At 63.6% G+C, this 11,818-nt stretch carries 8 protein-coding genes; 1 reads left to right on the forward strand and 7 read right to left on the reverse strand.

The window, feature by feature from the left end:
• Window positions 1-1,270, forward strand: a 1,270-nt coding sequence (locus JWR14_RS32705) for an efflux transporter outer membrane subunit (protein ID WP_299717723.1), incomplete at its 5' end; no start/stop codon positions are given.
• Between the two features lie 1,326 nt (window positions 1,271-2,596).
• Here the strand turns inward: JWR14_RS32705 and JWR14_RS32710 are convergent.
• Genes JWR14_RS32710 through JWR14_RS32740 form a run of 7 tightly spaced genes read right to left on the reverse strand, consistent with a single transcriptional unit; the run spans window position 2,597 to window position 11,671 of the window.
• On the reverse strand, window positions 2,597-3,724 hold the full coding sequence (locus JWR14_RS32710; RefSeq protein ID WP_299717726.1) for a diguanylate cyclase: 1,128 nt from the start codon (window positions 3,722-3,724) through the stop codon (window positions 2,597-2,599).
• 34 nt (window positions 3,725-3,758) lie between these two features.
• Window positions 3,759-4,775, reverse strand: coding sequence for a chemotaxis response regulator protein-glutamate methylesterase (locus JWR14_RS32715; protein ID WP_299717728.1), 1,017 nt, complete (start codon window positions 4,773-4,775; stop codon window positions 3,759-3,761).
• 27 nt (window positions 4,776-4,802) lie between these two features.
• Window positions 4,803-7,169 carry a hybrid sensor histidine kinase/response regulator gene (locus JWR14_RS32720; RefSeq protein ID WP_299717729.1) on the reverse strand — a complete coding sequence of 789 codons (2,367 nt, stop codon included), beginning with the start codon at window positions 7,167-7,169 and terminating at the stop codon, window positions 4,803-4,805.
• Window positions 7,166-7,999: a chemotaxis protein CheW gene (locus JWR14_RS32725; protein WP_299717731.1), complete on the reverse strand. Its 834-nt coding sequence runs from the start codon at window positions 7,997-7,999 to the stop codon at window positions 7,166-7,168. The genes JWR14_RS32720 and JWR14_RS32725 overlap by 4 nt, the downstream gene beginning before the upstream one ends.
• Window positions 7,992-9,539 (reverse strand): CheR family methyltransferase, encoded by a 1,548-nt coding sequence (locus JWR14_RS32730; protein WP_299717733.1) that lies wholly within the window; start codon window positions 9,537-9,539, stop codon window positions 7,992-7,994. The genes JWR14_RS32725 and JWR14_RS32730 overlap by 8 nt, the downstream gene beginning before the upstream one ends.
• Complete coding sequence (locus JWR14_RS32735) at window positions 9,536-10,003, reverse strand: chemotaxis protein CheW (protein WP_299717735.1); 468 nt, start codon at window positions 10,001-10,003, stop codon at window positions 9,536-9,538. The genes JWR14_RS32730 and JWR14_RS32735 overlap by 4 nt, the downstream gene beginning before the upstream one ends.
• Before the next feature lie 42 nt (window positions 10,004-10,045).
• Window positions 10,046-11,671 carry a methyl-accepting chemotaxis protein gene (locus JWR14_RS32740; RefSeq protein ID WP_299717737.1) on the reverse strand — a complete coding sequence of 542 codons (1,626 nt, stop codon included), beginning with the start codon at window positions 11,669-11,671 and terminating at the stop codon, window positions 10,046-10,048.
• Window positions 11,672-11,818 lie beyond the last annotated feature (147 nt).

Genomic DNA, 11,818 nt, shown 5'->3' on the forward strand with positions numbered 1-11,818 from the left:
TTCCGAGCCGTTGAACGCGCTGGTCGATGAAGGCTTGCGCAACAGCCCGAGCCTCGCCGCGACGGACAAAACCCTCGCCGCAGCACGCGAGCAACTGCGGGCTCAAGTCGGCGAGTCGATGCTGCCAAGCATCGACCTCGGCGGCCAGGCGAACCGGGAGCGTGCTATTGGCGTGCCGAACTTCGGGCCGCCCACTGTGCTCTATAACCTCTTTGTCGGCCAGATCCGGGCGCAATACACATTCGACCTGTTCGGCGCGGCGCGACTCGCTGACCGGGCGCTCGCCGCGCAAGTGGACAGCCAGTCCTGGCAATTCGATGCTGCCCGCCGCGCACTCGCCGCGAATATTGTCACGGGCGCGATTGGTGCGGCGTCGTTACGTGCGCAAATCGATACAACCGAACGGCTGATTGTCCTCGCCAATGAAGACGCGCGAGAAACGCAGCGCCGCTACGAACTCGGTTCGGCGTCGCGAGCGGACGCCCTCAACGCGCAATCGAACGCCGCGTCCCTCGCGGCTTCGCTGCCCGGGCTGCGGGCTCAGTGGCTTGCAAACCGCCACGCGCTTGCCGTGATGCTTGGCCGCACGCCGGACCAGGCACCGCCCGATCTTGACCTCGCGTCGCTGACCGTGCCGGGTAATGTGCCGGTGGTCGTGCCGTCGGATCTGCTTGCCAGCCGCCCGGATATTCAGGCGGCCGACGCGCTGCTCAAAGCGGCCGCGGCGCAAGTCGGCGTCGCGACGGCGCAAATGTTCCCGAGCCTGACGCTGTCGGCATCGATGGGAAAAGCGGGTTTCAGCTGGCCAACTGCCTTGTCCGGTGCGGGCGCGATCTGGGGCATAGGCGCCTCGCTGTCACAGCCGCTGTTTCATGGCGGCGCATTGTTCGCCCAAAAGCGCGCAGCGCAAGCGAGCTATGAGGCGGCCGTAGCGCAATACAAGCAAACGGTGCTGACCGCGTTCCGTAACGTGGCGGATTCGCTCGCAGCGCTCGAGCAGGATAACCAGGCACTCAGTTTCGCCGATACCGCCAGCCGCACTTCAATGAGCGCGTTCACGGATTCAACGGCCCGCGAGCGACTTGGGGCGATTCCGCCCTCGGCATCACGTGCAAGCGAGCGCCAGTATCGCAATGCGCGGCTGGATGCTATTCGCTATGAAAGCGCGCGGCTTAGCGATACCGCGTTGCTGTTCCAGGCAATGGGTTCGCCGACCGGCAGCGCGACGGATCTTGCGGCTGCTGCGAAAGCGACGGAAGCAGCGAAATAGCCATCGCTCTCGGCCGTATTCCATTCGGGCGCGTTCTCTCTCATCTGACGCGTGGAAACTGAAGCGAGCACAGCAAAGAGCCGTTCCGACGTGAGTCGGAACGGCTCTTTGCGTTTCATCAGCACAACAGGACAGTGCCCACCTCTCCAGGCGAAGCCCAGGATCAACGACATCGAATGTCACGAAGCCGGATTCGCCGAAACATCGCAGTGCCATCAAAATGCGCCCGTACCCTTCCTTCAACTCAACTTCTTCAACTTCTTCGCTGAAAACTTTCACTATTCAGATAAATCGCGTTATTTCGGATCGGACTTTCCCATAGGCTGCGAGCTTTCGTGTATTCAAGGGAAATGCCATGTCTCGCTCACCGCTTAGCGACCTGTTTCGGCTCGTTCATTCAGGACTGGAAAAAGTCGCGCTGGCGTGCGCCGCCTTTGGTTTGATGCACGCAACGGCCCGAGCGGGAGAATCCGCCGTTGCCAGCGTGCCCGCGGGTGAGCAATGGAGCAGTCACGCCGCACCCAAACTCGTAGTGGATGACGCCTGGACCAACCCCGCAGCACCCAGTCTCGCGGTTGACGATGCCTGGAGCGCACCGGCTGCCGACCGGTTCAAATCGTCCGGACAAATCCATGCTGCGTCAGCAACATCACCCGTGTCACCAGCGTATGCATCAAAGCAAGAGCCGCCAGCAGCCGCAACGAAGCGTGCGCCAAACCCGGTTGCAACGACCATCGAGGTAGCACCCTCTGCCCTCGCGATGGATCGTTCCGACTGGAATGAAACACCGCGTGGACGTTCGCCCGGTCTGATTGCATCACATGATGCGTGGCTCAAGCGCATTACGCCCGTTTCCAAACCAGGCGAACCAGTGAAAGCGCCGGCACACAGTGCGCCCCCTCCGCCGGCCGATCCGTGGAGCGCTCCCTTGGCCGGTCTCGCTGCATCGAACGATGTTGTGACGCCTGCGCCAGTGGCTTCTTCTACGGCCTTTGACGCCAGCTCGCACTCGAGTTTCGTGGTTACGCCCAACGTCAGGCTACCTCTCGTCAGCGAGGCTCGAGACGCTTCATCTGCTGAGGTATCGCCAACGGTTTTGGCAACCGGTCGACCGGTGCATCGACGGACCCGTCCGATTGTTCGCTACTCCTCGAACGCGTCGCGATCATCGGGGACGAGGCGCGCAAGGGCAACCAGAGCCCCAACGCGCGCGTGGTGCCGTTCGGTGTCGGCAAGCGCGCGGCATCGGTAAAGGCATGTAAAAGGCGCCACGGGCACAGTGAGCGGCGTACGGAACCGCTCCTCGCGGACCGGCTCATTTAGCGATTAACTACCGATTTCCACCCGATTGCGCCCGTCACGCTTGGCCCGATACAAAGCCAGGTCGGCGGCTTCGATCAGCTGCTTCATGTCTTCGCCCGGCTGGGGCACCTGCATGACACCGCCCACGCTTATTGTGAGCCGATCGCTGGCCGACCCCGTATGCGGCACGGCAAGTGCCTCCACCGCCATACGGATCTTTTCGCCGAGCAGGCGCAAGCCGCCAGTCGACGTGGACGGCAACACCACCGCGAATTCCTCGCCGCCAAAGCGGGCGGCAAGATCGGCGGGACGGTTCAGGCTCGATTCAATCGCGCGCGCGACGAGCTTCAGCACATCATCGCCCGCTACGTGGCCGTAGGTATCGTTGTACGACTTGAAGTTGTCCACATCGATCATCAGCAAGCCGAGCTGCGACTGTTCACGCGCTGCGCGTTTCCACTCGGCGTTCATGTAGTCGTCCAGACAGCGCCGGTTCGATAAGCCCGTCAGCCCGTCCGAATTGGTCAGGCGCTGCAATTCCAGATTGGTCTCAAGCAGCTTTTGCTGCGACATCCGCAACGCGCGATACGCCTCGTCACGCTGCAACAAATTCAGATACGAACGGGAGTGATAGCGAATCCGCGCAATCAGTTCAATAGTGTCCGGCAGCTTCACCAGATAGTCGTTGGCGCCCGCGGCAAACGCGGCACTCTTGATGCGCGGTTCTTCTTTCGTCGACAACACAATGATCGGGATATCACGGGTCGCCTCGTTCTCGCGGTATTGACGCACCAGCGTCAGCCCGTCCACGCCCGGCATGACCAGATCCTGCAGGATCACGGTCGGCCGCGTGGCCTGTGCGACGCGCAACGCATCCTCGGCGTTGGCGCAGTAATGAAAATCCAGCCGCGGCTGATCCATCAGCGCGCGGCGCACTGCTTCCGCAACAATGGTCTGGTCGTCGACCAGCAGCACCATGACCGCGCTGTCGGCGGCGCTGGGCGCATTCAGCGCATCGGCAAGCAGATCGGCGGCCGAACGCTCTTCGGTTGCGGCATCGAGGGGAGCCGCCGGGCTTTCCGGGCGGGATTCCAGATTGGCCTGTTCGCGCCTTGCGCGCTCCGCCAACGGATCTGCATTTCGATGTTCCATGACTGAATCCTGTTCTGAGTCGAGTTCGAGCGCGTCATTTGCGCGACGATGTGAACGCCTTTTGCACGGCATTCGCGATGTTCGGGAGTGGCAGGATGGCGACCGCCGCATTCAGCGCTGCCGCTGCTTTCGGCATGCCGTACACGGCGGATGTCGCTTCGTCCTGCGCGATCGTGTGATATCCCTTGGCGCGCATAGCGGCGAGGCCCGCCGCGCCATCGCGGCCCATGCCGGTCAGCAGCACGCCGACCGCGTTGCCGCTCCAGCGCGCAACCACGCTTTGAAAAAACACGTCGATGGACGGACGGTACGGCGTCGCCAGCGGCTCTTTCGTGTATCCGAGCCTGTTTCCAGCGCCACAGAAATGCAGGTGGTCGTTGGTCGCCGCAAGCAGCACGCAGCCCGGCGCCGGCCGGTCGCCCTCGCGCGCCACGCGCACCGGCAGCGTCGACTGTTCGTTGAGCCAGTCGGCCATGCCGATCGCAAAGGCCTGGTCCACGTGCTGGACAATCACCGTAGCCGGCGCGAAGTCGGCCGGCAGCGCGGCCAGCAGTGTCGCCAGCGCGCTTGGGCCGCCCGCCGACGCACCGATCGCGAGCAAGTCGGTGTCGGAGGTAATACGCGGTGCGGCGGCGATCGGATTCGCGGCGGCTTTCGTGGCCTGCTGGGCGGCAATCTGGTCGATCTTGGCGGTCAGCGCGGCGATCCCGCGCTTTGCGTCCGGGCCGGCGAGCACCGGGGTGTCGACCGCATCCAGCGCGCCCGCGCCCATCGCCTCGTAGACCCGCCACGCATTCGCGCCCACATCCACGGTCACGATCAGGATCGCGCACGGCGTCTCGCGCATGATTCGCCGCGTGGCTTCCGTGCCATCCATATGCGGCATGACGAGGTCCATCAGCACGACGTCGGGTTTCTGCGCCATGCAGTAGTCGACCGCCTGCGCGCCGTCACGGGCGACCCAGATCACCTCGAAGTCACGCCGCGTCGCCAGTGCCTGGCGCAAGGCGTCCACCGCCAGCGGCATGTCGTTCACGATCCCGATCTTCATCGCTCGCCTCTCTTTTTTAGTGTTCTCTCACGACTGCGCTTCGCCGATCAGATCCCGCACTGCATCGAGCAAGGTCTGGTCGTGGAAACTGCCTTTCGCCAGATAATAGTCCGCTCCGGCGTCCAGCCCCCTTTGGCGGTCTTCCGCGCGATCCTTGTACGACACGATCATCACCGGCGTCTCGCGCAGTTGCGGATCGCGCCGGATCAGCGTCACCAGTTCGATGCCGTCGAGGCGCGGCATGTCGATATCGGTGATCACCAGGTTGAAACGCTCGCTGCGTACCGCGTTCCAGCCGTCCATGCCGTCAACGGCCACGGTCACGTCGTAACCACGTCCGGCCAGCAGCTTGCGTTCGAGTTCGCGCACGGTCAGCGAGTCGTCGACCACCAACACGCGTTTTCTCGACGCGGCGACCACGCTCGCCGTGCCCGATGAAACACGCCCAAGCTCGCCGTCGACAACCAGCTTTTCGACCGCGCGCAGCCAGTCGTCAAGATCGGCAATCAGCAGCGGATCACCGTTTTCCATCAACGCACCCGCTGCGATATTCGGTACCTTTCCCAGGCGTTTGTCGAGGGGTTGCACGACCAGCATGCGCTCGCCGAGAAAGCGGTCGACAACCACGCCGTAGCACGTCGCGCCCTGCCCGATCACGACGACATTGAGCGTGTCGCTGGCGGTCTCGAAGGTGCCTGAGCGGAGGATCTGGTGCGCGGTGACGATGCCGAGCCGCCGCCCTTCGAACGCGAAATGCTGATGCCCTTCGAGCAGATCGATCGATGCCCGCGGCAGGACAAGCGTGCGTGTCACGTGCGCGAGCGGCAGGCCGTACGGCTCGCCATCCACTTCAACGATCAGACTGCGGATGACGGACAGTGTTAGCGGCAACTGCATCACGAAACGCGTACCGCCCAGTGCTTCCTGCGTGACGCGCAAGTTGCCGCGTACCTGGCGCACGACGTCCTGCACGGCGTCAAGGCCAACGCCGCGGCCGGAGACGTCGGTGACGGTATCGCGCATGGAGAAGCCGGGCAGGAACAGGAATTCAAGCAGTTCAGTGTCTGAAAGACGCGCAGCCGTGGTCTCGTTAGCCAGGCGTTTCTGGACGATAGCCCGGCGCAGCGCGTCGAGGTCCACGCCGCCACCGTCGTCGCTGACGCTGATGAAAAGTGATCCGGCACTGTGGCGGGCTTCCAGCGTGATGGTGCCTTCCGGCGGTTTGCCAAGAGCCCGCCGCAGCGATGGCGCTTCAATGCCGTGATCGACCGCGTTACGCAACAAATGACCCAGCGGCGCGTCGAGCAGGTCGAGGATGTCGCGATCCACTTCCGTCGCTTCGCCCGCAATCACGAAGCGCACTTGTTTATCGAGCGAGCGCGCGACGTCGCGAACCATGCGCGCAAAACCGCCGGTGACATCGACGAAAGGCCGCATCCGGCATTCAAGCGCTTCGTCGTAGAGTTGCTGCGACAGATGCGTCGAACGCCGGTCGTAATTTTCCAGCTCGGCCAGGCGCTCACCGAGCTGGCGATGCGCTTCTGCGTTGAGACGGCGGACCTCGTCCAGTGCATCGAGCGTGCGCGTGTCGAGCGCCGCAGTCGCAGTCGCAGTCGCCGGAGAACTCGATGCCGAGGCAGCCGCCTCGGTCAGCGATTCGTGCAGGAAATCAAGCGCCCGGCTGGCGTCGCGCTGGATCCGCTTCACGCGCAACATGGATTGCGCGAACGGCTTGAGCCAACGCGATTCAACCAGCGATTCACCCGAATGGCTCAGCAAGCGGTCGAGGGTGTCGGCACGAACACGCAGCATGCGGGCCGGTTCACGCGGTTCAGTGGAACGGGCCGGCTGGAAAGGCGCGGCTTCCTCGGTTTCCTGTGCGTCCTCGACCAGCGGCGCTGAGAGCGTCAGTTCATTCGACAGATCAAGGTCGGCGTCAGACAGAGACACTTCAAAAACAGATGAAGACGGCGCAGCGGTAGCGCCGTTCATCCGTGCATTCAAGGCATCGACGAATGCATCCACGTCCGTCTGCGACAAACTTTCGTCGCCGGACCCCTGCCCGATTCTCAAGATCAGGTCGACGCCGCTCAGCAGCACGTCGATCATGCCGGCGTCCACGCTGACGCGCCCTTGTTGTGCGCCGACGAAGCAGTCTTCCATCACATGCGCGAGGCTCACGCCATCCGGTACGCCGACAATTCGCGCCGCGCCCTTCAGCGAGTGCGCCGCCCGCATGCAGGCTTCGAGCGTCACCGGGTCGCGCGGGGCACGTTCCAGCGCAAGCAGGCCATCGCTCAGGATCTGAGCCTGCGCCCGCGCTTCCTCGCGAAACAAGTCGATGAGCGACAGCTGGCCGCGGCTTGGCCCCTGCCCCGTTTCAGCGCCGCTCATGTGAAACTCCGGTTCAAGGTCTCGAAGAGTTTAGCCGCGTCGAGCAGACCCACAGTCACGCCATTCCACGCCATCACGGCCACCGCGTGGGATGCCGACATGCTGGCTATGGTCGCCGGCACCGCCTGGAGATCTGCGCGCGCAAAACGATGTACGCCATCGACTGCATCGACGGGGAACACAATAGGATTGCCAAGATCACCGCGCTCGCCAACGTCTCCGCCCGGCTCGATAACCAGCAAGCGCGCAAGATCCCGGGCATCAATACCCTGCTGGGTGCTCTGCTGCTCCGGCCTGCGTCCATCCTGACCGACCACCGACGCGATCCCGAACAAGCGCGCCAGCGACGCACATACGAGCAACGTCCCGCGCACGTTCACCACGCCGAGCACCGCGCGATGACGCCGGTGCGGCAACGAGTGAATCGGGCGCAACTGGGCCACCTGCTGGAAGATCGTGGTGGGCAAACCCAGCCATTCATCGCCGATGCGAAATACGAGCCACGACGTGACATCCACCTCGCGCGTCGCGTATTCGCTTGGCGACTGCGCTGTCTGGCGATGCAGGAGCGCTTGCCCGATCACGGCATCGGCGGATTGTTCACGGTCCAGCACGCGCGCCGCGGCGGCATCGTGCACAGGACAATTGCGGCAATGGATGTAGCCAGCCAGGCGCGGACACGAACCGTCGCCGCGAACGCCGATGCGGTTCCAGCAGTCGTCGATAGGGGCATCCATATCGGCCAGCAATGACGACGGCCCGTCCAAGGCTGAAGCCGCATCCACATCCGCGGCAAACCTCACGTTTCGCTGGTCGCGCGGATCACTCATGGCGGCCTCCTGATGCACGTTCAGCACGTTCAGCGCGGGCCAACAACAACTGCGAGCCCGCACGATCGCCTTCCAGCCTGAGCACGGCGGCAAGATGCGTCAGCGCCTCGCCATGCCCGGGTTCAAGATAAAGCGCGCGTTTGTAAAAACCTCTCGCCTCGCTTTGCTCACCTCGCGCATCCGCGATCACGCCGAGCAAGTAGTAGGCGTCGGCGCTGGACGGATGCGCCTTGAGATAGGTCCGCGCGATATCGGCGGCTTCGAGCAAGGCGCCAGCATCGGCAAGTGCCTGGGCTTGTTTGAGCGTGCCCGGTTGAGCGGTAAATTGTGCGTTGGCCGCCATGTCGGGCGCCGCGCGCGGCGCGCCGGCAGCAGGCAAGCCGAATGAAAATGAGCGTCCAGGTGCATCGTTCAGATTCGTAGCCGGCACGGCTTGATGGCCAAACGTATGTGCCACGCTGGCCCCCGCAACCAGCGCCTTTGGAGTCGCTGCTCGCGCGGCAAATTCCATTGCCCGCTCCGCGGCGGCTATGGCAGCGAATAGCGCGCGCGGCTGAACGTCCAAACCTTGTTCGCCTGCGCCGTGCGCTTCGATAAGCGTCGGCCGAGCACTCCCGACTCGCTCTTCCGGCCGTCTGAACGCGAACGCCAGCACCAGCTTCGCCGACGCCATGCCTTCGCGCATCATCAGCCCCGTTTCCGCGGGCCCGACAAACAGTGTGCCGCCCGGTGCAAGCAAGCCGTCCAGCACTCGCATGGCCGTGTGCTGCGTCTGCCGGCCAAAATAGATCAGCACGTTGCGGCAGAAAACGAAATCGAAGGGTTCGAACGTCTGCGGATCGAGCGTCAGCAGATTCGCCTGGCGAAACTGCACTCGCTCCGTCACCTCCGGCAAAAGCCGCCATTGATCCCCTGCCTGTGCGAAAAACCGCTCGCGAAATCCGAGCGCGCGGCTGCGGAACGCGTTGCCGCCATAGTGCGCGTGGCGGGCGATATCGAGCGCACGGCCGCTGATATCGATGGCATCGATGGAAAAACGCTCCGGGGCAATCCCCGCGTCGAGCATGGCCATGGCGGCGGTGTAGGCCTCCTCGCCCGTCGAGCACGGCATGCTCAGGATTCGCACCGGCTTGAACGGCTGGTCGAGAAGCCGCGTCCGCGCCAGCTTGACCAGTGCGTTGAACGCCTCGGCATCGCGGAAAAACCACGTCTCCGGCACGACCACCGCTTCGATCAAGGCCTGCAATTGGGCCGGCACGCCGTTCACCACCAGCCAGAACGCTTCGATACTGGCCCGCGATTCGTCCAGACCATCGGCACCTGCCGCGCGCCATGCTGCAAACCGGTCCGATACGGCCCGTTCGATCGCTTTCTCGCCGATAGACACCGGGTCCAGACCCATGATCCGTTGTAAAAGCCCGGCGAACTGCACGACCTGCGCATGCGGGAGCGGCTCGCGACGGCTTTCATGCATCGCGTGGATCTTGTGCAACGCCTGCACCGCGCGATGGGCCTGATCGGAACTCGTGCCGTGCTTCATGCTTTGCTCTGCGTGAAGAGTTGCGCTCGCACGTGCTCCGGCAACAGGTGTTCAATGCGGACCCATTGGACGAGGCCTTGATCGTCGCGTGCGAGCGGCCCGAGATATCGAGCGTTCATCGCCTCGACACCGGCGGGCTTGAACGCGGCAGCGTCGAGTGTCACCGTACGCGTGGCGCGTTCGAGCAAGATGCCGAGGCGCTCATGTTCGACACCCGTCGCGGTTTCGTGCGGGTAGCAGACCAGTGCCAGTCGCGTGGACAAACGTTCGTGCGAACGCCGGCCCAATGCAAGCGCAGCCAGATCGATGACCGGCACCGGTGAAGCTTCGTAATCGAGGACGCCCGCGACCCAATCCGGCACGCCGGGCATGGCCTTCAGTGGCACGAGTGACAGCATGCGCTCGACTTGCGAACTGTCGATCACATAGCGGTCGTTATCGAGCGTGAACTGAACGAAGAGCATGGTCTCAGTGGCCGAACGAATAGTCGGAGAGCGCGGAGGTCGTCACGTCGCCACCTTGAAGCGTGACACGCCGGTACGCAGGCCATTGGCGGTGTGCGTGAGGTCGTCAATCGCTTGCGTCGACTGGCGCAGCGACTCGGCCGTCTGCTGCGCGGCTTCGGACAGTTGGGCGAGCGCCTGCGTAATCTGGTCGGCGCCGGTCGCCTGCGTCTGCATGCCTTCATTGACCATCACGAACCGCGGCGCGAGCGTCTGCACCTGCTGGATGATCTGCGACAGTTGGCCGCCGACCTGCTGCACGTCCGTCATGCCGCGCCGGACTTCCTCGGAGAACTTGTCCATGCCCATCACGCCCGCCGCGACCGCCGACTGGATCTCCTTCACCATTTGTTCGATATCGAAAGTGGCGACCGCCGTCTGGTCCGCAAGGCGACGGATCTCAGTCGCCACCACCGCAAAACCGCGCCCATATTCGCCGGCCTTTTCCGCTTCGATCGCCGCGTTCAGCGACAGCAGGTTGGTCTGGTCGGCGACTTTCGTAATGGTGGCCACCACCTGGTTGATGTTGCTCGCGCGCTCGTTGAGAATCGCGAGCTTGCCGTTCACCGATCCCGCGGCCTCCATCACGAGCCGCATGGTGTCTTCCATGCGCGTCAGGCCCACCTGCCCCGTTCCCGCCAGCAGCGCCGACTGCTCGGCCACGCCGGACACTTCGTTCATCGTGCGTACGAGGTCGCGCGACGTGGCAAAGATCTCCCGGGACGTGGCGCCGATCTCGGTTGTCGTCGCAGCGGTTTCGCTTGCCGTGGCCTGCTGCTCGCGGGCTGTCGCGGCAATTTCCGCCACCGATGTCGTGACCTGCACCGCCGACTTTTGCGCCTGACCAACCAAGCCGGTCAGCTCGTCGGTCATGCGGTTGAAGCCCGCCCCCAATGCGCCGAATTCATCCCCGCGCTCCAGTTGCAGGCGCTGCGACAAGTCGCCGGTGCGCATTGCATCGACGACCTCTACCAGCCGCTGCATAGGCACGGCGATCGCCCTGAGCAACAGGAAGCCGGCCCATGCCGCCACCAGGAAGGTCGCCAGCCCGACTACCAGCAACGTGGTCTCGGCCTCGCTGACAGAATCGCGAATGCTCTTCGACGAGCGCGTCTGCTGCTCGTTGTTGCGCTCGACAAGTGCCCGCACCACGGTCCGCCCCGTTTCCCAGACCGGCGTGAGCTGGGTGTTGAAGGCGCTTGCGGCAGCCGCCTTCGACGCCGGCATATCGGCCAGGATCTGCTCCTGGATCGGTGCATAAAGCGAGCGTTGCTGCTTGAAATCGGCGAAGAGACGGCGATCGGTTTCATCGAAAACCGTCGCCGCATACTGGTCGATCAGCTTGTCGAGCGAGTCGCGGGTTTCGGCAATGCGCTGGGTGTCCCGACGAACCTGGTCAGGCTCGGTATCGATAAATATAAGCCGCTGGGTCACCGTGTAGTTTTCAAACCACGCCGCGCGGATAGTCGTCGCGAGATAGACGCCCGGCGACGAATTTTCTTCCTGGCTGCGCGCATCCCGATCGATCGCGCCGAGGAGGATGTACGAACAAACGGCCATGACCAGCATCAGCGCAAGAATCACGCCAAAGCTCACAAGGATCCGATTTCGAATGGTTAACTGCTTCACGCATGAACCTTTTTCAGTGGGGTTGTGCTTCAGCGCCGGCAGTTGGCGCAGCGCACCCGGGTCAACAAGGGGTGCGGCGCAATTTTAAGACGGAAAACGAAACACTTTGCGGATAAATACGGGCTTTTGTCCGGCCGATGCTAGTCG

Source organism: Caballeronia sp. (genome assembly GCF_028292365.1).
Lineage (GTDB): Bacteria > Pseudomonadota > Gammaproteobacteria > Burkholderiales > Burkholderiaceae > Caballeronia.

Coding starts and splice junctions, on each gene's coding strand:
- JWR14_RS32710 (WP_299717726.1), bottom strand. CDS start 3,724: ATGGAACATCGAAATGCAGATCCGTTGGCGGAGCGCGCAAGGCGCGAA.
- JWR14_RS32715 (WP_299717728.1), bottom strand. CDS start 4,775: ATGAAGATCGGGATCGTGAACGACATGCCGCTGGCGGTGGACGCCTTG.
- JWR14_RS32720 (WP_299717729.1), bottom strand. CDS start 7,169: ATGAGCGGCGCTGAAACGGGGCAGGGGCCAAGCCGCGGCCAGCTGTCG.
- JWR14_RS32725 (WP_299717731.1), bottom strand. CDS start 7,999: ATGAGTGATCCGCGCGACCAGCGAAACGTGAGGTTTGCCGCGGATGTG.
- JWR14_RS32730 (WP_299717733.1), bottom strand. CDS start 9,539: ATGAAGCACGGCACGAGTTCCGATCAGGCCCATCGCGCGGTGCAGGCG.
- JWR14_RS32735 (WP_299717735.1), bottom strand. CDS start 10,003: ATGCTCTTCGTTCAGTTCACGCTCGATAACGACCGCTATGTGATCGAC.